Origin of the sequence: Pseudomonas sp. RSB 5.4 (assembly GCF_037126175.1) — a bacterium.
Taxonomy (GTDB): Bacteria; Pseudomonadota; Gammaproteobacteria; order Pseudomonadales; family Pseudomonadaceae; genus Aquipseudomonas; species Aquipseudomonas fluorescens_H.
Window position 1 is genome coordinate 411,686 of the sequence record NZ_CP146986.1, and the last position, 24,966, is coordinate 436,651.

Sequence of the window (24,966 nt, forward strand, 5' to 3'; positions counted from 1 at the left end):
AGGCGCGGGTATAAACCGCGTCTCGTTGTTTTGTCGGACTTTTTACCCATGAGCTTCAGCCCTTTGATTCGCCAACTGATCGACGCCCTGCGCACTTTGCCGGGTGTGGGCCAGAAAACCGCCCAGCGCATGGCGTTGCAGTTGCTCGAACGTGATCGCAGCGGCGGCACGCGCCTGGCCCAGGCCCTGAGCCAGGCCATGGAAGGGGTGGGTCACTGCCGTCAGTGCCGCACGCTGACCGAAGACGATCTGTGCCCGCAATGCGCCGACACGCGCCGCGACGATACGCTGTTGTGCGTGGTGGAAGGGCCGATGGACGTGTATGCAGTGGAACAGACCGGTTTCCGTGGCCGCTACTTCGTGCTCAAGGGCCACCTGTCGCCGCTCGACGGCCTGGGCCCGGAAGCCATCGGTATTCCGCAGTTGATGGCGCGTATTGAAGAGGCGGGCACGTTTACCGAGGTCATCCTCGCCACCAACCCGACGGTGGAAGGTGAGGCGACCGCGCATTACATCGCCCAACTTCTGGCCAACAAAGGCCTGATCGCCTCGCGGATTGCCCACGGCGTACCGCTGGGTGGGGAGCTGGAGTTGGTCGATGGCGGGACGCTGGCGCATTCGTTTGCCGGGCGCAAGCCGATTTCTCTCTGAGTTACAGGGTGTCTGAGCAGACGCCTTCGCGAGCAAGCCCGCTCCCACAATGGAATGCATCCTCCTGTGGGAGCGGGCTTGCTCGCGAATGGCGCACCTCGGTCTGACTGATTCACACAAACCTATTGAAAACCAAGCAAGCGCTCGGTTAACGTCGGCCAACCCTTCAGTGGAGTTCGCCGATGCCTGCCTTCCAGGAATACTTCGACCCCAGCCACCAAATGGTCCGCGATAGCGTCAGACGTTTCGTCGAGCGCGAGATCCTGCCGGACATCGATGCGTGGGAAGAAGCCGAAAGCTTTCCCCGGGAGCTGTACCTGAAAGCCGGGGCGGCGGGGATTCTCGGCATCGGTTATCCCGAAGCGCTGGGTGGCAGCCACGAAGGTGATGTGTTCGCCAAGGTTGCCGCCAGCGAGGAGCTGATGCGCTGCGGCTCCGGTGGTTTGGTCGCCGGCCTCGGTTCGCTGGATATCGGCCTGCCACCGATCGTCAAATGGGCCCGGCCCGAGGTGCGCGACCGTGTCGTGCCGTCAGTGCTCAGCGGCGAGAAAATCAGCGCACTGGCGATTACCGAACCCGGCGGCGGTTCCGACGTCGCCAACCTGCAAACCCGCGCCGTGCGTGACGGCGATGTCTACCGGGTGAGTGGCAGCAAGACCTTCATCACCAGTGGCGTACGCGCCGATTTCTACACCGTCGCAGTGCGCACCGGAGCGCCGGGTTTCGGCGGCATCAGCCTGCTGTTGATCGAGAAGGGCACCCCAGGCTTCAGCGTAGGCCGCCAGCTGAAGAAAATGGGCTGGTGGGCCTCGGACACCGCTGAACTGTTCTTCGACGATTGCAGGGTGCCTGTGGGCAATCTGATCGGCGCGGAGAACATGGGGTTTGCCTGCATCATGGGCAATTTCCAGAGCGAACGGCTGGCGCTGGCGCTGATGGCCAACATGACTTCGCAGCTGGCATTGGAAGAGGCGCTGAAATGGGCGCGCGAGCGTGAGGCGTTCGGCAAACCGATCGGCAAGTTCCAGGTGATCAAGCATCGGCTGGCCGAAATGGCCACGGCACTGGAAGTATCGCGCGAGTTCACCTACCGCCAGGCGGCGAAAATGGCGGCGGGGCAGAGCGTGATCAAGGAGATTTCCATGGCCAAGAACGTTGCCACGGACACCTCCGACCGGATCACTAGCGAAGCGGTGCAGATTCTTGGTGGTCTGGGTTACATGCGCGAAAGTCTGGTGGAGCGGCTGTATCGGGATAACCGCATTCTGTCGATCGGCGGCGGGACGCGGGAGGTGATGAACGAGATCATCAGCAAGCAGATGGGGCTTTGAATCTTTGGTGATGCTACTGGCCCCTTCGCGAGCAAGCTCGCTCCCACAGGAGAATGCATTCAACTGTGGGAGCGAGCTTGCTCGCGAAGGCGGCCTGAAGGGCGCTACTTATTTATCGGTCAACGCAAACTGCGTCAGACAGAAAGTAGGAATCCCCATGTCTTCCAGACGCTGCGACCCACCCAGCTCCGGCAGATCAATGATCGCCGCCGCTTCATGCACCCGCGCGCCCATGCGGCGGATCAGGTTGGCGGCTGCGATCAGCGTGCCACCGGTGGCAATCAGGTCATCGAACATCACCACCGAATCGCCTTCACACAGGCTGTCGGCGTGCACTTCGAGGAACGCTTCGCCGTATTCGGTCGCATAACCCTCGGCCAATACGTCCGCCGGCAGTTTGCCCTGCTTGCGGAACAGCACCAGCGGCTTGTTCAGCTGGTAGGCCAGCACCGAGCCGATCAGGAAACCGCGCGCATCCATCGCGCCGATGTGGGTGAAGTCGGCTTCCACATAACGGTGGGCGAAGCTGTCCATCACCAGGCGCAGGGCCTTGGGCGACTGGAACAGCGGGGTGATGTCGCGAAAGATCACGCCCGGTTTCGGGAAGTCGATCACGGGGCGGATCAGGGATTTGATGTCGAAGGAGTCGAAGACCATCGTCGAGGTGTCCTGGCAGGGCTGCAAACGGCGCAGTATACCCGCGGCTGAAACGCTTCGCTCAACCGCGGATCGAGATCAGCCTTCGAGCGAACCGCCGGCCAGGGCACAGAGCTGGATCGGGTCGAGGATGTGAATCTCTTTGCCCTCGGCGGCGATCAGTTCGTTCTGCTGGAACCGGGTAAACACCCGGGACACGGTTTCCACCGCCAGGCCCAGATAGTTGCCGATTTCGTTGCGCGACATGCTCAGGCGGAACTGGTTGGCCGAGAACCCGCGAGCGCGGAAACGTGCGGACAGGTTGACCAGGAACGTGGCGATGCGCTCGTCGGCGGTTTTCTTCGACAGCAGCAGCATCATTTGCTGATCGTCGCGGATCTCGCGGCTCATCACCCGCATCAACTGGCGGCGCAGCTGTGGCAGTTGCAGGGCCAGTTCGTCGAGGCGTTCGAAGGGAATTTCACAGACCGAGGTGGTTTCCAGCGCCTGGGCCGACACCGGGTGTTTCTCGGTGTCCATGCCGGACAGACCGACCAGTTCGCTCGGCAGGTGGAAACCGGTCAGTTGTTCTTCGCCGCTGTCGCTCAGGCTGAAGGTCTTCAGGGCGCCGGAGCGTACTGCATAAACGGAATCGAAAGTGTCGCCCTGGCGGAACAGGAACTCGCCCTTTTTCAGCGGGCGGCCACGTTTAACGATTTCGTCCAGCGCATCCATGTCTTCCAGATTCAGAGAAAGTGGCAGGCAGAGAGGAGCCAGGCTGCAATCCTTGCAATGGGCCTGGTTGTGAGCGCGCAGTTTAACTGGCTCGGACATTTCTTAAATCCTTGTGGGAAAACACACATAAGCCGTAAGGGTAACCCACGGGAGGACATTCAGGCCAGTCTGCGGCGAGTTTGTCCCACGGGCGTAAAGCCGCAGGGCAAGTGGCCGATAAAGGGGTATCACCACGCATGCAAGGAATCGCTTCGATGGCCGTCATTGACACGCTGAACCCCGGTAACAGCGGCGTTGCGTCTGTACCGAGCACCACCAGGACGGTGTCCGGCGACGAGCAGAATGCTGACTCGGCGTCGCTGGCAACCCCGACCTTGGTCGAGGGTGTCAAAGTGTCGCTGTCCCATGCCTCGATCGAAAAAGCCTTCAGCGCCGGTGGCGAGAACAGCGACATCGAAGACAGTGGCCTGCCGGAAAACGTCCAGCAATTGCTGAAGATGATCCGCAAACTGCAAAAGGAAATCGCCGAGAAGAAAGCCCGGATGGCGGCGGTCATGGCTGACAAGAGGCTGACCAACGAAGCCAAGGTCAACATGCTCGCCGCACTGCGTGGCGCCATCGCCGCGCTGAATACCGGGCTGATCAGCGCCAACCTGGCCCTGTCCAAAGTCATGGACCAGTCCGGCCTCACCTCCGAGCAGAACCTCAAGCTCGGCTCACTGCTGACGAAAAACTAGATCACCCGCGAAAAGCGCTGCCGGTTCTGCTGTTCCAGATACGCGTCGAATACCATGCACACCGAGCGCACCAGCAGGCGTCCGGCCGGCAGCACTTCGATCCGCTCGCGTTCCAGATTGATCAGCCCATCGTTGGCCATGCCTTGCAGTTGCGGCCACAGCGCGCCGAAGTAACCCTGAAAATCGATGTTGAACGCCTGCTCGATTTCGGCGAATTCCAGGCTGAAATTGCAGATCAGTTGCTGGATCACCGCGCGACGCAGGCGATCGTCGGCATTGCACACCAGGCCCCGGCTGGTCGCCAGTTGCGCTGCGGCCAGGGTGGTCTGGTACTGATTCAGATCGCTATTGTTCTGGCAGTAGAGATCGCCGATCTGGCTGATCGCCGACACCCCCAGACCAATCAGATCGCAATGGCCGTGGGTGGTGTAGCCCTGGAAGTTGCGCTGCAGGGTCTGTTCTTCCTGAGCGATCGCCAGCTCATCATCGGGCAGGGCGAAGTGGTCCATGCCGATGTAGCGGTAGCCGGCGGCGGTCAGTTGTTCGATGGTGCGCTGGAGCATTTCCAGTTTTTGCGCAGGGCTTGGCAGTTCGTGGCTGTTGATCCGCCGCTGCGGCATGAAGCGCTCCGGCAAGTGCGCGTAGTTGAACACCGAGAGTCGGTCCGGTTGCAGGCTGATGACTTCCTCGACAGTGCGCGCGAAGTTTTCCGGGGTCTGCTTGGGCAGGCCATAGATCAGGTCGATGTTGATCGAGCGAAATTGCAGGGTGCGCGCCGCGTCGATCACAGCGCGGGTCTCCTCAAGGCTTTGCAGGCGATTGACCGCGCGCTGCACCGCCGGATCAAGGTCTTGCAGGCCGATGCTGACCCGGTTGAAACCCAGTTCACGCAGCAGGCCCATGGTCGACCAGTCGGCCTCGCGCGGGTCGATCTCGATGCCGTAATCGCCGGAATCGTCATCCAGCAGATTGAAGTGTTTGCGCAGGTGCGCCATCAACTGGCGCAGTTCGTCATGGCTGAGAAAGGTCGGGGTGCCACCGCCGAAGTGCAACTGCTCGACTTTCTGCGTCGGTTCCAGGTGGCAGGCGATCAACTGGATTTCCTGCTCCAGGCGCTGAAGATACGGCTGTGCCCGCCCGCGATCCTTGGTGATGACTTTGTTGCAGGCGCAGTAGTAGCAAATGTTCGCGCAGAACGGCACGTGCACATAAAGAGACAACGGGCGCAGCGCCTTGCGGCTGTCGCGCAGGGCATGGAACAGGTCGAAGGTGCCGACCTGGCTGTTGAATTGCACGGCCGTCGGATACGAGGTGTAGCGCGGCCCCGCCAGGTCGTAGCGGCGGATCAGATCAGTGTCCCAACGAATGGCGTCGAGCATGCGGGCATTCCCCCGGATAGGCTGGCAGTGTGGCGAGTCTATCGGGGTGCGGCGACGGGGCTCTTGATTTGCATCAACGGCGTATTGGTAATGACTGCTTTTGTGGCGAGGGGATTTATCCCCGATCGACTGCGAAGCAGTCGTAAAGCCTATGTACGCGGTGTCACTGGAGGAATGTCGGGGTGCGCTTCGCACACCATCGGGGATAAATCCCCTCACCACAATAAATCCTTCCCCACAATGAATCTTCTCAGGGCTGTGGTCAGGTCAGTGACCCATCAACCAATGTTGGTGAGGGCCAGGAAGCGTCCAGATCCCGAACAGAATCACCAGCAAGCCCCCGGCCATGCGCACGCTGCGTTTGCGCAGCAACGCCGTCACCCGCTCGGCCGCCAGCCCTGTGGCGAGCAGCACCGGCCACGTCCCCAGCCCGAACGCCAGCATCAACAGCGCACTGTCCAGCGCATTGCCCTGGCTCGCCGACCACAGCAGCGTGCTGTAAACCAGTCCGCAGGGTAGCCAGCCCCACAGCGCGCCGAGCAGCAACGCGCGGGGCAAACTCGACACCGGCAGCAGCCGATTGGCCACCGGCTGAATGTAACGCCACAAACCGCGACCCAGGCTTTCGATGCGGGTCAGGCCGCTCCACCAACCGGCCAGATACAGGCCCATCGCAATCAGCAGCAACCCGGCGAGGATGCGCATGAACATCGCCGCCGGGCTGTTCGCCACCGCCCAACCGGCGAGGCCGATCAGCAGTCCAGCGGTCGCGTAACTGAGGATCCGTCCGAGGTTGTACGCCACCAGCAAACGAAACCGCCGGCTGCGCTGTTCCTTGGGAATCGCCAGGGTCAGCGCGCCCATCAGGCCGCCGCACATGCCCAGGCAATGCCCGCCACCGAGCAAACCGAGGATCAGCGCCGAGACCAGCAGGGGCGCCAGCTCAAGCATGGGGTGGCGCCTTGTCGTGCGGTTTGTCGGATTTGGCTTCGTCCACGGCGGCGGTGTGGTTCGGGTCCTGATCGTCGAACAGGATGCTGTGGGCCGGGCCGTCGAGGTCGTCGTACTGCCCGCTGTCCACCGCCCAGAAGAAGATGTACACGGCGATGGCCACGATTAGCAGGGCGGCCGGGATCATCACGTAAAGAGCTGGCATCGGTACTCCAGGGTCGTGCGGCTCAGGCCGGCAACGGGCGGGTTTCTGAACGGGTGCCGACGACCGGCGCGCTCGGCAGGCGAGTCAGGCGCAGGGCGTTGAGCACCACGGTCAACGAACTGATCGACATGCCGACCGCGGCCCACACCGGAGTGATCCAGCCGAGGGCGGCGAACGGCAACATGAGGCCATTGTACAGCGCCGCCCACAGCAGGTTCTCGATGATTACCCGACGGGTTCTGCGCGCTAGCGTGAACGCTTGCACCAGCGCGTCGAGACGGTTGGACAGCAGCACCGCGTCGGCACTGGTTTTCGCCAGATCCGTGGCCGAACCCATGGCCACGCTGATGTCGGCAGCGGCCAGCACCGGTACGTCATTCACGCCATCGCCGAGCATCAGCACTTTACGGCCTTGAGCGTGCAGTTGTTGCAGCACTTGCAGTTTGTCGTCCGGGCGCAGACCGCTACGGGCCTCGTCGATACCCAGTTCCGCGGCGACACTGGCGACCATCGGCGAGCTGTCGCCGGACAGCAGCAGCGTACGCCAGCCACGGGCCTTGCACGCGGCGAGCAGGGCGGGTGCGTCGTCGCGCAGGCGGTCGTCGAGAACGAACCATGCCAGCGGCCCTTGATCGTCTCCAAGCAGCAGCCATTGGCCCGGTTCATCCGGCATCGCCGGCACAGGTGCGCCGCTGAGGTCGCAGACGAATTCGGCCTGACCGATGCGCAAGCGCTGTGCGTCGACCGATCCTTCCAGCCCAAGCCCCGGCGTGCTGTGCACTTCCTCGGCGGCCAGTGGCGCACGCCCGAAGGCGCGGGCAATCGGGTGTTCCGAACGGTTTTCCAGAGCGGCGGCAAGGCTCAGGCACTGGTCGCTGTTCAACGTGCCCAGTGGGCGAATCGAACGCAAAACAAGTCGCCCTTCGGTAAGGGTGCCGGTCTTGTCGAAGATCACCGTGTCGATCTGGTTCAGGCCTTCCAGCACGTGGCCGCGCGTCAGCAACAGGCCGAGTTTGTGCAGGGTGCCAGTGGCAGCGGTCAACGCCGTCGGGGTCGCCAGCGACAGCGCGCAAGGGCAGGTCGCGACGAGCATCGCCAGGACGATCCAGAACGCCCGTGACGAGTCCAGCTGCCACCACAACAGGCCGATGGCCGCTGCCGCAATCAGCGACAACAGCAGGAACCACTGCGCGGCGCGGTCGGCGATTTCCGCCAATCGCGGTTTCTCGGCCTGGGCGCGATCGAGCAGGCGGACGATGGCCGACAGGCGTGTGTCCTGACCCAGCGCCAGCACCTCGACGGTCAACGCGCCTTCGACGTTCAACGTACCGGCGGTGACCGCATCGCCGAGGGTGCGCGGTTGTGGCAGGTATTCACCGGTCAGCAGCGATTCGTCGATGCTCGACTGGCCGTCGAGTATCTTGCCATCCGCCGGCAGGATCGAGCCCGGTTGCACCAGCACCCGGTCACCCAGGCGCAATTCGCTGAGCAGAATGCGTTCGCTCTGGCCATTGGCGTCGAGGCGCAGGCACGAGGCCGGCAGCAGGTTCACAAGCTGCGCGGTGGCAGCGGCGGTGCGTTCGCGGGCGCGACGCTCCAGATAGCGCCCGGCAAGGAGAAACAGCGCGAACATCCCGACCGCATCGAAATACAGCTCGCCGACCCCGGTGATCGAGGTCCAGATCCCGGCGATGTAGGCGCTGCCGATCGCCAGCGACACCGAGACGTCCATGGTCAGATGTCGGGTGCGCAAATCGCGCATGGCGCCCTTGAAGAACGGCGCGCAGCTGTAGAACACGATCGGCGTGGTGAGGAACAGCGCGACCCAGCGCAGGATCGTGTGCAGTTCGGGGCTGAGGTCGATGTTGAATTCCGGCCAGGTCGCCATGGTCGCCATCATTGCCTGGAACCACAGCAATCCGGCGACGCCGAGTTGGCGCAGCGCCAGACGGTTTTCGCTGGCCAGTTGTTCGCTGGCGCGGTCGGCCTGATACGGGTGGGCGGCGTAACCGATGTGGCGCAGTTCGGCGAGGATCTGGCTCAGTGGCAATTGCGTATCCGCCCATTGCACATGCAGGCGATGGTTCGACAGATTGAGCCGCGCCTCGGCCACGGCCGGCAGGGTGCGCAGGTGTTTCTCGATCAGCCAGCCGCAGGCGGCGCAACTGATGCCTTCCATCAACAGGGTGGTTTCGGCGAGTTCGCCCGCGTGACGGACGAAAGGTTTTTGCACGTCGGCGCGGTCGTACAGCGCAAGTTCATCGGTCAATTGCACCGGCAGTGCTTCGGGGTTGGCCGAGGCTTCGCTGCGATGCTGGTAATAGCTTTCCAGACCACCGGCGACGATGGCTTCGGCCACAGCCTGACAGCCGGGGCAGCAGAACTCGCGGGACTCCCCGAGCACGACGGCGGTGAAGCGGCTGCCCGACGGGACGGGCAGAGCGCAGTGGTAGCAGGGGAGTGGGGTGGTCATCAAATTTTCACTAGTACCGCTGAATCAACACCATCCCTGTAGGAGCTGCCGAAGGCTGCGATCTTTTGATCTTGCTTCTAAAAAAAAAAGTCAAAAGATCGCAGCCTGCGGCAGCTCCTACACAGGATTATCGGTTTACTTCTTCAGGTCTTCGGCGCCCTGCAGCGGTTCGTCACCGAGCAGCAGATCCTTGTCATGGCTGACCTGTTCCTCTTCGAACATGCGCCACACGTGGTCGTCCTGAGTGCCCAGCAATTCGACAAAACGCCGGCCGTCGACCTTGTCGCCCAACTGGCCGATGTAACGGCCGGTTTCGGTTTCGCTGCGGGTCAGGACGATCTTGCGATCCTTCTCCGGCTGGGTCGGCGAGATCAGGTTCAGTTCCAGGGTTTTCGGCTGGCTGTCACCGCTCAGGCGCAGATCGACTTCGCCAGTGACGTCATCCAGATGCACGTTGGCGCGCATTTTCAGCTTCTGCGCCAGCAGTTCGCGATCCAGTGAACGATTGATGCCTTTGCCGGCCTCGTAGTAGTTGTCGTTGACCAGGTTGTCCGGGTTGTTCACCGCAATGGTCACCATCGACAAGGTCAAGGTCACCGAACAGGTCAGGATCCCGATGATGATCCATGGCCAAAGGTGCTTGTACCAAGGGCTTGCGGCGTTTGCTGCGGGCATGTTCAGTTCTCTCAACGGGTTTGTGGGCCGATGAATCGGCTCTTGGCTTCAACGTGGACGCTATCATCGTCGGCATCCTTGAGGATGAATTTCACCTCGTTGGTGCTCGACGGCAATTGTTCCGGTGCGCTCGACAGCTCCACCGGCATGCTGAAGATTTCGCCGGCCGGCACCTTGATCTCGCGTTTGCCCTGCAGGCGCAGATCCGGCAGACCGGCGGCCTCCAGTACGTAGGTGTGGTCGCGCTGATCCTTGTTCATGATCTTCAGGCTGTAGACGTTTTCGATCCGGCCTTCGGCGTTTTCGCGGTACAGCACGCGGTCCTTGCTGACGTCGAACCCGACCAGTGAGCGCATGAAGAACGCGGTGACCAAAAGACTGATCATCGCCAGCAGCACAACCGCATAGCCGATCAGGCGTGGCCGCAGTTTATGGGTTTTCTGTCCGGACAGGTTGTGTTCGGTGGTGTAGCTGATGAGGCCGCGCGGGTAGTCCATCTTGTCCATGATGGCGTCGCAGGCGTCGATGCACGCGGCGCAACCGATGCACTCGATCTGCAGACCGTCACGAATGTCGATGCCGGTCGGGCACACCTGAACGCACATGGTGCAGTCGATGCAATCGCCCAGCCCCAGGGCCTTGTAGTCGACACCTTTCTTGCGCGGGCCACGGCTTTCGCCGCGACGCGGATCGTAGGAAACGATCAGCGTGTCCTTGTCGAACATCACGCTCTGGAAGCGTGCGTACGGGCACATGTAGATACACACCTGTTCACGCAGCCAGCCGGCATTGCCGTAAGTGGCGAGGGTGAAGAACCCGACCCAGAAATACGACCAGCCATCGGCCTGGCCGGTGAAGAACTCGAACACCAGTTCGCGGATCGGCGAGAAGTAGCCGACGAAGGTCATGCCGGTGACGAAGCCGATCAGCAGCCACAACGAATGCTTGGCGAGCTTGCGCAGAAACTTGTTACCGCTCATCGGCGCTTTGTCGAGCTTGATGCGCTGGTTGCGGTCGCCTTCGGTGACCTTCTCGCACCACATGAAAATCCACGTCCACACGCTTTGCGGGCAGGTATAGCCGCACCAGACGCGGCCTGCGTAGACGGTGATGAAGAACAGGCCGAATGCCGCGATGATCAGCAGGCCGGACAGCAGGATGAAATCCTGCGGCCAGAAGGTCGCACCAAAGATGAAGAATTTACGCTCAGGCAGGTTCCACCACACCGCCTGATGCCCGCCCCAGTTCAGCCAAACCGTACCGAAATACAGCAGGAACAGCACGGCGCCGCCCACCATCCGCAGATTGCGGAACAGACCGGTGAAAGCACGGGTGTAGATTTTTTCTCGGGAGGCGTAAAGGTCGACGCTGTTGTTCGCGTTTTTGCTCGGTGGCGTGACGTCGTGTACCGGAATCTGGTTGCTCATCATTGCATCCCACGGCAGTGGACAAATGCCTCGGTCGATACGTGCCGACCGCGGTCAGAAAGGGGTGTTGCAGTGGCGCAATGATACGCCTGTGGCTCTGGAGCAAGGGTGCGACCTTTGGTCGCGTTGGGGAAAAAGCGTTATTGGTGTAGCGAATGCAGCAAAGCCTGATGCAGATCAATTGACTTGTTGAGTATGGACAGTTTTCGCGCTGTCGCTCGCTCATTGTTCCCATGGATTGATCAGGGCGACACCGCTCGACTGGAAATCGCCGACGTTACGAGTGACGACCGTGAGCCCGTGCACCAGGGCAGTGGCGGCGATCAATGCATCGCTTTCATTGGTCTGGTCGGGCACATGCAGGCTGGCGCTGCGTAGTGCAACCGCAGCATCGACCGGCAGAATTCGTGCTTCGAAGGCCGGCATGACGTGACGCGTCAGCCAGCTGCGCAACAGCTTTCCTTGAGCAGGATCACGCCGTTCCATTCGTAGTACCCCGGTTTCCAGTTCTTTCAAGGTAATGGCCGAGATGTACAGGCGCGGTGCGATGACGCTTTTGGCCCAACTGACGACATTGGCATCGGCTTGCGGCTTGCGAAGTTCGGAAATCACATTGGTGTCGAGTAAATACATCAGGACAGATCCACAGGACGATGAATGATGACTGCGCGCTCGGTTTCGAAATCGATGTCGGCAGCCTCCGGCATGACCAGCAAATCGACAATGCTGGCGTTTGCACCGCTCAGTTTCTGAAATTCCTCAATGCTCAACAGTACGTGAGAGGCCTTGCCACGGTCGGTGATGATCACTGGACCCAGACGTGCAGCCTTTTTGGCGCCGCTGGTGTCCTGATTGAATTCACGGCTTGAGATGGTGGTGATTGCCATCATGGTAGACCTCTCGCAATACAGGTGTAGCAACGTTACTACTTCGCCTTCGGTGCGGCAATCGAGGAAGACCGGTCTCAGCCGTCCGTTGGTCGGCCCCTGGCTGGCGTCCGTCGAGCCGGCCTCGTCAAAGGTGGACGCCGGCTCGGTTTTATTCAGACCTGGCTTCAAGACTCAGGGAAGCCTGCCGCCTAGGCTGTCGAGGCTGGCGGTGTTTCTGTGGGGTTTTGTGGTGCGGCGGGATTCGGGTTGCAACGGATTGCCCAGTGTCACGGCAATCGATTCCGCGGGGTGATCTGATGGTTCGATTGCGTGATTGTTATCAGCGAGGATCTGATCATCCGAGAGACGGTTCTTGTCGTCATTCAACACAGTGGCTTCATCCTTGAAGTTGCTCCGATGCGGATCATCGGGCTGCGGAAGACCCTATAGAGCATTGTTGATCGAGTCCATCAGGCATGTGTCTCAAAGTATTAATTTCAATGACTGTACCGATGTTGCAGAAATATCATTAGTTAATTGAAGGCTTTTGATTTTTTATTATTTTCGAATAGCTTTGGGGCTGTTCTGCAGCGTATTAGTTGCAGGTTAATGTTTTGATGGTTAACTAAATTTTGGAGTGTTATGAGAATCAAGGAAGTTAAAAAGCTTTTCGCGTGTCTGTGCCTGTTGTCACTGACTTCTTTCGCCAGTGCCAACGAAGGGGCGCCGCAGCACATGGTGTTCGCCTCGGATCCGCAATACCCGTGGACGGAGAAATCGGACAGTGGTGAAGATGAATCGAGCGCGGATTTCGAAAAACGCGCGAAATGGCTGGTGGAAACCCAGTTCGCGAGTATTGCCCAGTTCCGCAACGAGATGGACGGGCAGGCTGCAGTACCATTGATGATCAATGGTGACATGACCGCGTTCGGCCATGGCTGGCAGCGTTCTTATGTCGGATCGATGCTGAAGAAACACTTTGGCGATCACGTGCTCTACGGATTGGGCAATCACGATTATCAGAACAATGTGAATGACTGTTTCAGTGAGAATTGCGCCGCAGGCAGTATTGTTGATTACCGTGATCATCATGTCGATAAAGTCGACCAGTTCGATCTGGAAGTGAGCGGCAGTTTTCTGAATAAACACTATCTGGGTAGTCTGGCTTATTCAAAGAATATCGGTGAAGTGCATCTGGTGCAGTTGAACAATGAACCGACTTACGCGGTGAAGATTTCTCACGCTTTGAATCCGACCACATTCGACATCAGGGCGTCGCTGGACTGGCTGGAGAATGATTTGCGAATAGCGCGAGCGCAGGGCTACGCGATCATTATCAACATGCATAAGCCCTATGAGTGGAAAGGCAGTTGGGATCAGCAGAAGCGCTTTCGCGAAATGATTGAAAAGTATCAGGTGACGGCGATGTTCGCCGGCCACTTCCACGACGAGGGTGGTCGCCAGACCTATATGGGGAGCGTGCCGATGTTTCTCAGCGGTTCAGCTTCTCAGCAGACGTACCTGACCGCCAGTTTTTCCAAGGATCGCAAGCAACTGGAGGTAAGTCTGGTCGAGGACAATCAGTGGCGCAAACGTACACTGGTGGCCACCGTACCGGTGAAGTCGATCTGGGCCAGTGCCCCATAAAAAATCCCCCGCCAGAGCACTGGCGGGGGATTCTTCATTGCATCAAGCCCTGGCTTTACTGCGCCTCGGCTTCCGGCGCTTTTTCACCGTGGGACAGGCTGTAAACGTAAGCCGCCAGCAGGTGCACCTTGTCGTTGCCTTGCAGTTGTTCCTGGGCAGGCATCTGGCCCTGACGGCCGTAACGGATGGTCTGCTGCAGTTGCGCGAAGCTCGAACCGTAGATGAACGCGGCCGGGTGGGTCAGGTTAGGCGCGCCCATGGCCGGGGTGCCCTTGCCCTCAGGACCGTGGCAGGCCACGCAGTTGGCGGCGAACAGTTTCTGGCCGTTGGCCGGGTCAGCCTTGGTGCCTTCCGGCAGTTTGCGGCCATCGAGCTGGGTCACCACGAAGGCCGCGACGTCGGCTACGCCTTGTTCGCCAATGACTTCGGCCCAGGCCGGCATCACTGCGTGACGACCGCCCATGATGGTGGTCTTGATGGTTTCCGGCTCGCCGCCCCATCGCCAGTCGGCGTCGGTCAGGTTCGGGAAGCCATAGGCACCCTTGGCGTCGGAGCCGTGGCAGACCGAGCAGTTGGAGGCGAACAGACGGCCACCCATCTTCAAGGCTTGCGGGTCCTTGGCGACTTCCTCGATCGGCATTGCCGCGAACTTGGCGAAGATCGGACCGAACTTGGCGTCCGAGCGGGCCATTTCCTTTTCCCATTCGTGCACGCCGGTCCAGCCGGTCTTGCCGTTGGCGAACGCGGTCTGCTTGTCGTTATCGAGGTAGTTGTAGCCCGGCAGAAGGCCTTTCCAGTTGCCCAGGCCCGGGTACAGCACCAGATAACCCAAGGCGAACACGATGGTGCCCACGAACAGCATGAACCACCATTTCGGCAGTGGGTTGTCGTACTCCTCGATCCCGTCGAAGGAGTGGCCGACCGTTTCGTCCGTCTGTTCGCTGCGCTGGCCCTTGCGGGTCGACAGCAGCAGCCAGGTCAGGGCGAAGATCGTACCGAGACTGAGGACTGTGACGTACAGACTCCAGAATGTAGTCATTCTTTGTTACTCCTAGAAGCTTGCTCGACGTGCTTGATGGCTTCGGGATCATCCGCAAAAGGCAGCAAGGTTGCGTCTTCAAACTCCGACTTGCGCTTGGGGCTGAACACCCACAACGCCAAACCGATGAAGGCCACCATCACGACAACGGTGCCCAGGCCTCGAATCATCCCGATATCCATTAAGAATCACCGTTTGCTTTTGATGATGGTGCCCAGGCCCTGAAGGTAGGCTACCAGCGCGTCCATTTCGGTTTTGCCCTTCACGGCATCTTTTGCACCGGCGATGTCTTCGTCGGTGTAAGGGACGCCGAGCGTGCGCAACACTTCCATTTTCTTGGCCGTGTCTTTGCCGTCGAGCTTGTTTTCCACGAGGAACGGGTAAGCCGGCATTTTCGACTCAGGCACCACGTTGCGTGGGTTGTACAGGTGCGCACGGTGCCAGTCATCGGAGTAACGACCGCCGACACGAGCCAGATCCGGGCCGGTACGCTTGGAACCCCACAGGAATGGATGGTCCCAGACGCTTTCACCGGCGACCGAGTAGTGGCCGTAGCGTTCGGTTTCAGCGCGGAACGGACGGATCATCTGCGAGTGGCAGCCGACACAACCGTTGGCGATGTAGACGTCGCGGCCTTCCAGTTCCAGCGCCGAGCGCGGCTTCATGCCTTCGACCGGCTTGTTGGTGACGTCCTGGAAGAACAGCGGAACAATCTGGGTCAGGCCGCCAATGCTGACGGCGATGACCATGAAGAAGGCCAGCAGACCAATATTCTTCTCGACAGCTTCATGCTTCATCAGTGAGCTCCAACGACAGCGATCTGGGCAGCGGCTTCGGCTTCAGCCGGGTTCGAGGCGCGCACGGTGCGCCAGACGTTGTAAGCCATCAACAACATGCCGCTGGCGAAGAATGCACCGCCCAGGGCACGGACGATGTAGCCCGGGTGGCTGGCCTGCAGCGCTTCGACGAACGAGTAGGTGAGGGTGCCGTCATCGTTGATTGCACGCCACATCAGACCCTGAGTGATGCCGTTGACCCACATCGAAGCGATGTACAGCACGGTACCGATGGTCGCGAGCCAGAAGTGCGCGTTGATCAGGCCGACGCTGTGCATCTGCGCACGACCGAACAGTTTCGGGATCATGTGGTAGATCGCGCCGATCGAAATCATCGCCACCCAGCCCAAAGCGCCGGCGTGTACGTGACCGATGGTCCAGTCGGTGTAGTGCGAGAGCGAGTTGACGGTCTTGATCGCCATCATCGGACCTTCGAAGGTCGACATGCCGTAGAACGCCAGGGAAACCACGAGGAAGCGCAGGATCGGGTCGGTGCGCAGCTTATGCCAGGCGCCCGAGAGGGTCATCATGCCGTTGATCATGCCGCCCCAGCTTGGCGCCAGGAGGATGATCGACATCGCCATGCCCAGCGATTGTGCCCAATCCGGCAGTGCGGTGTAGTGCAGGTGGTGCGGGCCGGCCCAGATGTACAGGGTGATCAGCGCCCAGAAGTGCACGATCGACAGGCGATAGGAGTAGATCGGACGTTCGGCCTGTTTCGGCACGAAGTAGTACATCATCCCGAGGAAGCCGGTGGTCAGGAAGAAGCCCACGGCGTTGTGGCCGTACCACCACTGGATCATCGCGTCGGTCGCACCGGCATAGGCCGAGTAGGACTTGAAGAAGCTGACCGGCAGGGACGCGTGGTTGACGATGTGCAGCATCGCAGTCACGACGATGAACGCGCCGTAGAACCAGTTACCGACATAGATGTGCTTGGTCTTGCGCTTGGTGATGGTGCCGAAGAACACCAGCCCGTAGGAGACCCAGACAATGGCCAGCAGAATGGCGAGCGGCCATTCCAGCTCTGCATATTCCTTGGTGGTGGTGTAACCCAGCGGCAAGGTAATGATTGCGCCGACGATCACCGCTTGCCAGCCCCAGAAGGTGAAGGCGGCGAGGCTGTCGGAGATCAGTCGCGTCTGGCAGGTTCGCTGCACGACATAGTAGGAAGTGGCAAACAGTGCACAACCACCGAAGGCGAAAATCACCAGGTTTGTGTGCAACGGGCGCAGGCGTCCAAAGCTCGTCCACGGCAGACCGAAGTTCAACTCCGGCCAGACCAGTTGCGAGGCGATGAAGACACCGAGCCCCATGCCAAGGATCCCCCAGACCACCGTCATGATGGCGAACTGGCGGACTACCTTATAGTTATAAGCAGTCGGACTGATTGCTGTGCTCATTCTAAGGTTCCACGGTTTGGGTGTTTTATTAGGATTAAAATCGGCCGCAAGTATGCAGAGAGCAGGGGGTCATTGCAACGCGCCATGACCTGGGTCAATGCTTTCCAACGCTGATTCTGCGGCCTTTCCATACGCCGCGTAAGGACAAAATTGGCCTCGGACAAAATGTCGCAGCGGACGAAAAAAGCGAGGGGTTCAGGTCAGTTGTAACGGGGTGTGTTCGAACGCAGTGATCGGGTGACGGACGGTCATCGACGCGACAGCCGGTATCTACCGGGCTTTGCGCCCTGTCAGTCAGGCGATTTGTCGAACACATCGCTCAAGGTCGACCTGGAACCGGCACGGGCCAGTCCGCATCGAGCAAGCGTAGACCCGAATCGGAGGATTCGAAAGGAGAGGGTGTGACGGGGTGCGACAATGCGTCGCAAAGGGGCGGGATGCTGCCGCACCGAGAACGGTGCGGCAGATGTGTACGCAATGCTTATTGCTTGTTGTCTTCAGTAATCAGTTTTTCTGTATTCAATCCATGGCTCAGGCTGTACACATAAGCGGCGAGCAGTTGCACTTTATCGTTGCCCAACAGTTCGTTCTGTGCCGGCATGTGGCCTTGGCGACCGTGGCGGATGGTCTGCTCAAGCTGCGTCAGACTCGTGCCATAAATAAATCCGGCCGGGTGCGTCAGATTCGGCGCACCCATGGCTTCAGTGCCGTGGCCGGTTGCCCCATGACAGGCTACGCAGGTGGTGCTGAACGCTTGCTGTCCGGCTTGCAGGTCAGCCTTGCTGTCGGCGGGCAGTGGCAGGCCGGCCAGTTCGTGACGCACATACGCCGCGACGTTCTTCACCCCGGCTTCTCCCAGCACGTCGCCCCAGGCTGGCATTGCCGCCATCCGGCCACCCATGATGGTGGTCTTGATGGTCTCGGCATCGCCGCCCCAGCGCCAATCGCTGTCGGCCAGGTTAGGGAAGCCGAAAGCGCCCTTGGCGTCGGAACCGTGGCACACCGAGCAGTTGGAAGCGAACAGCCGGCCACCCATTTTCAGCGCCTGCGGATCCTTCGCCACTTCTTCCACCGGCATGGCGGCGAATTTGGCGAAGATCGGCCCGAATTTGGCGTCGGCCTTGCTCATTTCCTTTTCCCACTCGTGGACGCCGGTCCAGCCGTCCTCGTAGCCGGGCAGGATGCCTTTCCAGTTGCCCAGGCCCGGATACAGGATCAGATAGCCCACGGAGAACACCAGTGTGCCGGCGAACAGCATGAACCACCACTGCGGCAGCGGGTTGTCGTACTCCTCGATGCCGTCGAAGCTGTGGCCCATGGTCTGGTCGACGCTGCCCTTGGTCTCGCCCCGACGCGTGCCGATCAGCAGCCAGGTCAGGCCGATCAGGCTGCCGATGGTCAGTACGCAGATCCACGTACTCCAGAAGGTGGTCATGGCCGGGTACTCCTTGGTTCAGATACTGGTTGGGTGTCGGGTTGCGGCTCGTCGGCGAACGGCAGCAGGCGCGCTTCGGCAAACTCCGGGGTGCGCTTGCGGTTGAACACCCAGATCGTCAGGCCGACGAAGGCGACGAACACCACGACGGTGCCGAGGCCGCGAATCAGCCCTGCACTCATTTCAATGATCATCGTGCTCACCTCTTGCTCTTGATCGCAGTGCCGAGCACTTGCAGGTAGGAGACGAGGGCGTCCATTTCGGTCTTGCCCTTGAGGCTGGCGACCGCGCCGCTGATGTCGTCGTCGGTGTACGGCACGCCGAGGGTGCGCATGGTCTTGAGCTTGGTTTCGGTGTGGCTGCTGTCGACCGCTTGCGTCACCAGCCACGGGTAGGCCGGCATTTTCGACTCGGGCACGACGTTGCGCGGGTTGTACAAGTGCGCGCGGTGCCAGTCATCCGAGTAACGCGCGCCGACCCGGGCCAGATCCGGCCCGGTACGTTTCGAGCCCCAGAGGAACGGGTGATCCCACACGCTCTCACCGGCCACCGAGTAGTGCCCGTAGCGTTCGGTTTCAGCGCGGAACGGGCGGATCATCTGCGAGTGGCAACCGACGCAGCCTTCGCGGATATAGATGTCGCGGCCTTCCAGTTGCAGCGCGGTGTAGGGCTTCATGCCTTCCACCGGTTTGTTGGTGACGTCCTGGAAGAACAGCGGGACGATCTGGGTCAGGCCGCCGATGCTCACGGCGAACACCATCAGCAGCATCAGCAGGCCGACGTTCTTTTCAATCGTTTCGTGTTTCATGGCGGACTCCTCAGGCCATCTGCGCGGCAGCAACGACGTCAGCAGGCTGCGAGGCCCGCACGGTGCGCCAGGTGTTGTAAGCCATCAGCAACATGCCGCTGAGGAAGATCGCCCCACCCACCAGACGCACGATGAAGCCAGGGTGGCTGGCCACCAGGGTTTCGACGAAGGAGTAAGTCAGCGTGCCGTCCTCGTTGACTGCGCGCCACATCAGGCCCTGGGCGATGCCGTTGACCCACATCGAGGCGATGTACAGCACGGTGCCGATGGTCGCGAGCCAGAAGTGCGCGTTGATCAGGCCGATGCTGTGCATCTGCTCTTTGCCGAAGACTTTCGGGATCATGTGGTACAGCGCGCCGATCGAGATCATCGCCACCCAGCCGAGCGCGCCGGCGTGAACGTGGCCGATGGTCCAGTCGGTGTAGTGGGAGAGGGCGTTGACGGTCTTGATCGCCATCATCGGCCCTTCGAAGGTCGACATGCCGTAGAACGCCAGCGACACCACAAGGAAGCGCAGGATCGGGTCGCTGCGCAACTTATGCCACGCGCCCGAGAGGGTCATCATGCCGTTGATCATGCCGCCCCAGCTCGGTGCCAGCAGAATCAGCGACATCACCATGCCCAGCGACTGCGCCCAGTCCGGCAGCGCGGTGTAGTGCAGGTGGTGCGGGCCGGCCCAGATGTAGAGGGTGATCAGCGCCCAGAAGTGCACGATCGACAGGCGATACGAATACACCGGACGTTCGGCCTGTTTCGGCACGAAGTAATACATCATCCCGAGGAAACCGGCGGTGAGGAAAAAGCCTACGGCGTTGTGGCCGTACCACCATTGCACCATCGCGTCGGTCGCACCGGCGTACACCGAGTAGGACTTGGTCAGGCTCACCGGCAACTCAAGGTTGTTGACGATGTGCAGGATCGCCACGGTGATGATGAACGCGCCGAAGAACCAGTTGCCGACGTAGATGTGCTTGGTCTTGCGCTGCATGATCGTGCCGAAGAACACGATGGCGTAGGCGACCCAGACGATGGTGATCAGGATGTCGATCGGCCATTCCAGCTCTGCGTATTCCTTGGAACTGGTGTAACCCAGTGGCAGGCTGATCGCCGCTAGCAGAATGACCAACTGCCAGCCCCAGAAGCAGAATGCGGCGATTTTCGGCGCGAACAATTGCGTCTGGCAGGTGCGTTGTACCGAGTAGAACGAACTGGCGAACAGCGCACAGCCACCGAAGGCGAAGATCACCGCGTTGGTGTGCAGCGGGCGCAGACGGCCGAAACTGGTCCAGGGCAAATTGAAGTTGAGTTCGGGCCAGACCAATTGGGCCGCGAGAAAAACCCCGAGCCCCATACCGACGATGCCCCACACCACCGTCATAATGGCGAATTGGCGGACCACCTTGTAGTTGTAGGCGGTACTGATAGAAGTGTTCATGGTTCCCCATCCACGGTTCAGCCGAAGTGAGCGCGCGCAAGACGCCGCGAATCCTTCGTCTGGAGTTATAGGCAGACTAAAAGCGAGGCAAGCATGGACAAACAGCACAAGGCCAGTATTGACGGGGATCAATGGGCGCAGTGCGTGCGGGATCATGGGTGGTTGTGGGACGCTGCGTCGGGTGAGGCTTCGGCGACGTTGATCCTGGCGCATGGGGCGGGGGCGCCGATGGACAGTGAGTGGATGACGGATATGGCTGGGCGCCTTGCTGCATTGGGCGTGAACGTGTTGCGGTTTGAGTTTCCTTATATGGCGCAGCGGCGGGTGGATGGCAGTAAACGGCCGCCTAATCCGGCGCCGAAACTGCTTGAGTGCTGGCGCGAAGTGTTCGCTGAAGTGCGACGTCATGTCGCTGGGGCTTTGGCCATCGGTGGTAAGTCCATGGGCGGGCGGATGGCCAGTCTTTTGGCTGATGAGTTGGGTGTTGATGCGCTTGTCTGTCTCGGATATCCGTTTTATGCGGTTGGGAAACCTGAGAAGCCGCGGGTTGAGCATTTGGCTTCTTTGCGGACTCGGACTTTGATTGTGCAGGGGGAGCGGGATGCGCTTGGCAATCGGGACGCAGTCGAGGCTTATGATCTATCGCCGAGTATTGAGGTGTTTTGGTTGGCCTCTGGGGATCATGATTTGAAGCCGTTGAAGGTTTCCGGGTTTACGCATTCGGATCATTTGGCCAGTGCTGCGCAGAAGGTTGCTTCGTTTCTTCGATGAAATTTGGGTGTATATCCGTTGCTGCGGTCACGGCGGCTTAGGGTTCCGCCCTTACGGCGGGTCACTTTTTCCAGACGCCGAAAAAGTAACCAAAAAGGCTTGCTCCTGCGTGCGGCCCGCTCGCTGGGGCTCGGGGTTCCTTCGCTCCGGGATCGATCCGGGGGCAGCGCCTACGGTTTGCTTCGCTGCACCTCCTCTCGCTGTGTTTGGCTGCGCCAAACGGTCGCTGCGCTCCCACCCCCGGATCAATCCCTCCACTCAGCCTTCCGACGTCGCCCGTGGATCAAGATCAAGATCAAGAGCGACAGCCGAGCTTGCGCTCATCCTGGAGTGGGGCGGCTGCGCCGCGTGCGGGTTGTACTTATCTTCCCTGTAGGAGCTGCCGCAGGCTGCGATCTTTTTGGATTTACTTTGTAATGGGTAGCCTGCCAGTGATCACAAATTTATCGAACACTTTCTGACCATCACGCGCGGCCTTTCGAACATCAAGGAATGTCAGTTCATCACGAACTTTCTGTTTGTGGGTTTTTTGCGTGGGGTACGTATTCATGCTGGCCGATCTGCGTGATTGAGTAGCGACCGGCAAACGATAGAACTTGGCTGCACCGAGCACCAGTCGGCGCATTCTGGCGCAGTTGTAGGCAGTGTCTGCATTGCTTGAGTGAGATCGTCGTTAGCAGAGAAGGCCTCATCGCGAGCAGGCTCGCTCCCACATTTGGAAGGCATTTCCCTGTGGGAGTGAGCCTGCTCGCGATTGCGATCTGCCAAGCACCATCACTTTCAGACCAGCAACAAAAAACCCGGAAGCTTTCGCCTTCCGGGCTTTGAAGATCAAAAGATCGCAGCCTGCGGCAGCTCCTACATTGGAATGCATGTTCCTGTAGGCGCTGCCGTAGGCTGCGATCTTTTGTTTTTAGCGGTTAAACCGCTCCACCAACGAATACTGCGTGTTCGCCGTCTTCGTCAGCTCTTCACTCAACAACGCCGAGTTATGTGCCTGTTCCGAGGTCTGGTCCGCCAACTCCGAAATATTGCTGATGTTGCGGCTGATTTCTTCAGCCACCGCACTTTGCTCTTCGGTCGCCGCAGCGATCTGGGTGGTCATGTCGGTGATGTTGGCCACTGCTTCGCTGATACCGACCAGTGCCTGATCCGCTTCCAGTACCCGCGCCACGCCTTCTTCGGCCTGACGATGCCCGGCTTCCATGGTTTGTACGGCGCTGGACGCAGTCTGTTGCAACTTGGCGATCAGGGCATGAATCTGCCCGGTCGATTCGCTGGTGCGTTGCGCCAGTTGGCGGACTTCGTCGGCGACTACGGCAAAACCACGGCCCATTTCGCCGGCACGTGCCGCTTCGATGGCGGCGTTGAGCGCGAGCAGGTTGGTCTGGTCGGCGATGCCTTTGATCACATCCACCACGCCGCCGATTTCGTCGCTGTCCTTGGCCAGTTGGGTGACGGTCAGGCCAGTTTCACCGACCACTACCGACAGGCGCTGGATGGCTTCGCGGGTTTCGCCAGCGATGTCGCGGCCGCGACCGGTCAGGCGATTGGCTTCCTGCGTCGCGTCGGCAGTGCGCTGCACGTGGCTCGCCACTTCTTGCGTGGTGGCAGCCATCTGGTTGACGGCGGTGGCGACCTGTTCGGTTTCCACGCGCTGACGTTCCAGACCGCTGGAGCTGTTGTGCGCCAGGGCGTCGGACTGCTTGGCCTGATCAGTCAGGTGTTCGGCGGTGTCCTGCAGACGGGTCAGGCAGGTTTTCAGGCGGGCTTCCTGGCTGAGGATCGACATTTCCAGACGCGCCTGCGCGCCACGGCTGTCGGTGTACATCTGTGCGATCAGCGGGTCGGAGGTGGTCTGTTCGGCCAGGCGCAGCAGGCGCTTGAGCCCGCGTTGTTGCCATTGCAGGCCCATCAGGCCCAGCGGTACCGACAGACCAGCGGCCAGGGCGAAGCCCCAGTGCGAGTTCAGGGTCGCGCCGATCACGAAGCTCAGTTGGCTGACCAGAATGAACGGCAGCCAGTCCTGCAGCACCGGCAGCCATTTGTCGCTGGAAGGAATTGCCGACTTGCCCTGGTTGATGCGTTGGTAGAGCGCTTCGGCACGGCGGATCTGTTCGGCGGTGGGTTTGATCCGCACCGACTCGTAACCGACCACCTGATTGCCGTCGAACACCGGTGTCACGTAGGCGTTGACCCAGTAATGGTCACCGGATTTGCAGCGATTCTTGACAATGCCCATCCATGGCAAGCCTTGTTTCAGTGTGCCCCACATGTGCGAAAACACCGCCGCCGGGACGTCGGGGTGACGAACCAGGTTGTGCGGCGCACGGATCAGCTCTTCACGCGAAAACCCGCTGATTTCGACGAAAGCGTCGTTGCAGTAGGTGATCACGCCTTTGGCGTCGGTTGTGGAAATCAACCGCTGCTGAGCCGGGAAAGTCCGTTCGCGTTGTGTAATGGGCTGGTTATTACGCATGGTTTTTCAATCCGCAAGGCTTTGAAAGGTTGTCGGCGCTGTCAGGAAATTATTGAAGTTTTTTTTCAGATATAAGTACGGCGTCGCAAAACCGCTCTTGCTTCAAGCGGCCAGCATCGGATAGGTGAACAGCGCAAAATGCAGCAGGTTCAGCCCGAAATGCGTGGCGATCGCTGCCGCCAATCCACCGAAACGGTAAGCCAGACCGTAGCCGACACCCGCCAGCCCCGCGAGCAACACCCAGTGCCAGCCAGCACCCGCATGTGCCAGGCCGAAGATCAGCGGCGCCAGCAGCAGGGCGAGATTGTCGCCGTGGGGCAGGTGCTTGAACAGGCGGCTCAGGCCTCCCTGTATATAGCCGCGAAACAGCGCCTCCTCGACCAGGGTCACCAGCAGCAGATTGTTCAGCAGCCACAGCCACGCCTGATCGGGCCACTTCGGCGCCCAGGCAATCATGCCGAACAGAAGCGCTCCGCCCAGCGCCATTACGGCGCTCAACGTCAGGCCCAAGACGCTGGCGAACACCGTCAGACGCAGCGAGCGTGCCGCGACGATCCACGGGCAGGCCAGCAACAGCCAGAAGCCGAGCAAGGGTTTGTCCAGATTGAGGTACATCACGAAAGGCACGGCGTCGTCGGTGAAGCGCATCCGGGCGATGGCCCGACCGTTGTCGAACCCCGGCAACCAGTGCAGCGCCAGCGACAGGGCGAGGAAGATAAACAGCGCGTGTCCCAGCAACCGCGCCACCGGCACCTGCTGTTGGCGCACGGCGAAACCGGCCACCAGCAACAATCCGACCGAGATCAGCGCGAGCCAGCCGAGGTGGCCAATGCTCAGCGCCCACCCGTAACCGAGACTGAGAAGCGCCAGATAGACCCATGGCAACGCCTTCATCGAAAGTCCTTGTGCAGAATTTTGTGGAAGGGCTTTCTACACGGGTGGGGGCGTTGGGACAAGTCAAGGTGTGGCGGGAGCTGGGGACAGACTCCAAACCTTAGGCCATCCCCAAAACCCATTGTGGGAGCGGGCTTGCTCGCGAAAGCG

At 60.4% G+C, this 24,966-nt stretch carries 26 protein-coding genes; 5 read left to right on the plus strand and 21 right to left on the minus strand.

The features are described 5' to 3' along the window. The first annotated feature begins 48 nt into the window (after window positions 1-48). The gene (gene recR / locus V9L13_RS01850) at window positions 49-651 is read left to right on the plus strand and encodes a recombination mediator RecR (RefSeq protein WP_007965550.1); all 603 of its coding nucleotides are present in this window, start codon (window positions 49-51) and stop codon (window positions 649-651) included. A gap of 182 nt (window positions 652-833) precedes the next feature. Continuing rightward, complete coding sequence (locus V9L13_RS01855) at window positions 834-1,982, plus strand: acyl-CoA dehydrogenase family protein (protein ID WP_338801287.1); 1,149 nt, start codon at window positions 834-836, stop codon at window positions 1,980-1,982. 108 nt (window positions 1,983-2,090) lie between these two features. Here V9L13_RS01855 and V9L13_RS01860 read toward each other — a convergent pair whose 3' ends face one another. Together V9L13_RS01860 and fnr are read right to left on the minus strand one after the other, a co-directional pair. Then, window positions 2,091-2,639: an adenine phosphoribosyltransferase gene (locus V9L13_RS01860; protein ID WP_003223345.1), complete on the minus strand. Its 549-nt coding sequence runs from the start codon at window positions 2,637-2,639 to the stop codon at window positions 2,091-2,093. A 78-nt stretch (window positions 2,640-2,717) separates the two neighbouring features. After that, window positions 2,718-3,452, minus strand: a complete 735-nt coding sequence (fnr, locus tag V9L13_RS01865) for a fumarate/nitrate reduction transcriptional regulator Fnr (protein ID WP_003223347.1) — start codon at window positions 3,450-3,452, stop codon at window positions 2,718-2,720. A 155-nt stretch (window positions 3,453-3,607) separates the two neighbouring features. Here fnr and V9L13_RS01870 point away from each other — a divergent pair, with 155 nt between their 5' ends. Further along, entirely contained in the window at window positions 3,608-4,090 is a 483-nt protein-coding gene (locus tag V9L13_RS01870; RefSeq protein WP_338801288.1) for a hypothetical protein, read from the plus strand. On the opposite strand, the gene hemN is transcribed toward V9L13_RS01870, so the two are convergent. The 9 genes from hemN to V9L13_RS01915 all read right to left on the minus strand — a co-directional run bounded on the left by hemN (window position 4,087) and on the right by V9L13_RS01915 (window position 12,459). Continuing rightward, window positions 4,087-5,469: an oxygen-independent coproporphyrinogen III oxidase gene (gene hemN, locus V9L13_RS01875; RefSeq protein WP_338801289.1), complete on the minus strand. Its 1,383-nt coding sequence runs from the start codon at window positions 5,467-5,469 to the stop codon at window positions 4,087-4,089. The two genes, V9L13_RS01870 and hemN, sit on opposite strands and share 4 nt — an antisense overlap. Before the next feature lie 267 nt (window positions 5,470-5,736). Further along, window positions 5,737-6,420, minus strand: coding sequence for a sulfite exporter TauE/SafE family protein (locus V9L13_RS01880; RefSeq protein WP_103485067.1), 684 nt, complete (start codon window positions 6,418-6,420; stop codon window positions 5,737-5,739). Next, window positions 6,413-6,625, minus strand: a complete 213-nt coding sequence (ccoS, locus tag V9L13_RS01885) for a cbb3-type cytochrome oxidase assembly protein CcoS (RefSeq protein ID WP_338801290.1) — start codon at window positions 6,623-6,625, stop codon at window positions 6,413-6,415. The genes V9L13_RS01880 and ccoS overlap by 8 nt, the downstream gene beginning before the upstream one ends. 22 nt (window positions 6,626-6,647) lie before the next feature. Then, the gene (locus tag V9L13_RS01890) at window positions 6,648-9,098 is read right to left on the minus strand and encodes a heavy metal translocating P-type ATPase (RefSeq protein WP_338801291.1); all 2,451 of its coding nucleotides are present in this window, start codon (window positions 9,096-9,098) and stop codon (window positions 6,648-6,650) included. Between the two features lie 135 nt (window positions 9,099-9,233). Next, on the minus strand, window positions 9,234-9,773 hold the full coding sequence (locus V9L13_RS01895) for a FixH family protein (protein ID WP_338801292.1): 540 nt from the start codon (window positions 9,771-9,773) through the stop codon (window positions 9,234-9,236). Window positions 9,774-9,784: 11 nt separating this feature from the next. Beyond that, window positions 9,785-11,200, minus strand: coding sequence for a cytochrome c oxidase accessory protein CcoG (gene ccoG / locus V9L13_RS01900; protein ID WP_338801293.1), 1,416 nt, complete (start codon window positions 11,198-11,200; stop codon window positions 9,785-9,787). A 222-nt stretch (window positions 11,201-11,422) separates the two neighbouring features. Next, complete coding sequence (locus tag V9L13_RS01905; protein WP_338801294.1) at window positions 11,423-11,833, minus strand: type II toxin-antitoxin system VapC family toxin; 411 nt, start codon at window positions 11,831-11,833, stop codon at window positions 11,423-11,425. Continuing rightward, window positions 11,833-12,087 carry a type II toxin-antitoxin system Phd/YefM family antitoxin gene (locus V9L13_RS01910; RefSeq protein ID WP_045122727.1) on the minus strand — a complete coding sequence of 85 codons (255 nt, stop codon included), beginning with the start codon at window positions 12,085-12,087 and terminating at the stop codon, window positions 11,833-11,835. Before V9L13_RS01910 ends, V9L13_RS01905 begins: the two co-directional genes overlap by 1 nt. A 174-nt stretch (window positions 12,088-12,261) precedes the next feature. Further along, window positions 12,262-12,459: a hypothetical protein gene (locus tag V9L13_RS01915; protein ID WP_338801295.1), complete on the minus strand. Its 198-nt coding sequence runs from the start codon at window positions 12,457-12,459 to the stop codon at window positions 12,262-12,264. A 252-nt stretch (window positions 12,460-12,711) separates the two neighbouring features. On the opposite strand from V9L13_RS01915, the gene V9L13_RS01920 reads away from it, so the two are divergent. Beyond that, entirely contained in the window at window positions 12,712-13,716 is a 1,005-nt protein-coding gene (locus V9L13_RS01920; protein WP_338801296.1) for a metallophosphoesterase, read from the plus strand. A gap of 55 nt (window positions 13,717-13,771) precedes the next feature. Here the strand turns inward: V9L13_RS01920 and ccoP (V9L13_RS01925) are convergent, their stop codons facing one another. The 8 genes from ccoP (V9L13_RS01925) to ccoN (V9L13_RS01960) all read right to left on the minus strand — a co-directional run bounded on the left by ccoP (V9L13_RS01925) (window position 13,772) and on the right by ccoN (V9L13_RS01960) (window position 20,672). Continuing rightward, window positions 13,772-14,755 carry a cytochrome-c oxidase, cbb3-type subunit III gene (gene ccoP, locus V9L13_RS01925; RefSeq protein ID WP_003223372.1) on the minus strand — a complete coding sequence of 328 codons (984 nt, stop codon included), beginning with the start codon at window positions 14,753-14,755 and terminating at the stop codon, window positions 13,772-13,774. After that, a complete protein-coding gene (locus V9L13_RS01930; protein WP_003175465.1) occupies window positions 14,752-14,937 on the minus strand; it encodes a CcoQ/FixQ family Cbb3-type cytochrome c oxidase assembly chaperone in 186 nt (61 codons plus the stop codon). The genes ccoP (V9L13_RS01925) and V9L13_RS01930 overlap by 4 nt, the downstream gene beginning before the upstream one ends. Window positions 14,938-14,943: 6 nt before the next feature. Then, complete coding sequence (gene ccoO / locus V9L13_RS01935; protein WP_003223378.1) at window positions 14,944-15,552, minus strand: cytochrome-c oxidase, cbb3-type subunit II; 609 nt, start codon at window positions 15,550-15,552, stop codon at window positions 14,944-14,946. Beyond that, entirely contained in the window at window positions 15,552-16,994 is a 1,443-nt protein-coding gene (gene ccoN / locus V9L13_RS01940; protein WP_003223381.1) for a cytochrome-c oxidase, cbb3-type subunit I, read from the minus strand. Before ccoN (V9L13_RS01940) ends, ccoO (V9L13_RS01935) begins: the two co-directional genes overlap by 1 nt. Window positions 16,995-17,475: 481 nt before the next feature. Then, window positions 17,476-18,429 (minus strand): cytochrome-c oxidase, cbb3-type subunit III, encoded by a 954-nt coding sequence (ccoP, locus tag V9L13_RS01945; protein WP_003223384.1) that lies wholly within the window; start codon window positions 18,427-18,429, stop codon window positions 17,476-17,478. Continuing rightward, window positions 18,426-18,623 (minus strand): cbb3-type cytochrome c oxidase subunit 3, encoded by a 198-nt coding sequence (locus V9L13_RS01950; protein WP_095138674.1) that lies wholly within the window; start codon window positions 18,621-18,623, stop codon window positions 18,426-18,428. Before V9L13_RS01950 ends, ccoP (V9L13_RS01945) begins: the two co-directional genes overlap by 4 nt. A 5-nt stretch (window positions 18,624-18,628) precedes the next feature. Further along, window positions 18,629-19,237 carry a cytochrome-c oxidase, cbb3-type subunit II gene (ccoO, locus tag V9L13_RS01955; protein ID WP_003223389.1) on the minus strand — a complete coding sequence of 203 codons (609 nt, stop codon included), beginning with the start codon at window positions 19,235-19,237 and terminating at the stop codon, window positions 18,629-18,631. 10 nt (window positions 19,238-19,247) lie between these two features. After that, complete coding sequence (gene ccoN / locus V9L13_RS01960; protein WP_103368400.1) at window positions 19,248-20,672, minus strand: cytochrome-c oxidase, cbb3-type subunit I; 1,425 nt, start codon at window positions 20,670-20,672, stop codon at window positions 19,248-19,250. 93 nt (window positions 20,673-20,765) lie between these two features. Here ccoN (V9L13_RS01960) and V9L13_RS01965 point away from each other — a divergent pair, with 93 nt between their 5' ends. Beyond that, window positions 20,766-21,443, plus strand: a complete 678-nt coding sequence (locus V9L13_RS01965; RefSeq protein ID WP_338801297.1) for an alpha/beta family hydrolase — start codon at window positions 20,766-20,768, stop codon at window positions 21,441-21,443. A gap of 913 nt (window positions 21,444-22,356) precedes the next feature. Here the strand turns inward: V9L13_RS01965 and V9L13_RS01970 are convergent. Both V9L13_RS01970 and V9L13_RS01975 read right to left on the minus strand, forming a co-directional pair. Beyond that, complete coding sequence (locus V9L13_RS01970) at window positions 22,357-23,922, minus strand: PAS domain-containing methyl-accepting chemotaxis protein (protein WP_003223402.1); 1,566 nt, start codon at window positions 23,920-23,922, stop codon at window positions 22,357-22,359. Between the two features lie 102 nt (window positions 23,923-24,024). Continuing rightward, window positions 24,025-24,816 (minus strand): CPBP family intramembrane glutamic endopeptidase, encoded by a 792-nt coding sequence (locus V9L13_RS01975; protein WP_338801298.1) that lies wholly within the window; start codon window positions 24,814-24,816, stop codon window positions 24,025-24,027. Window positions 24,817-24,966 lie beyond the last annotated feature (150 nt).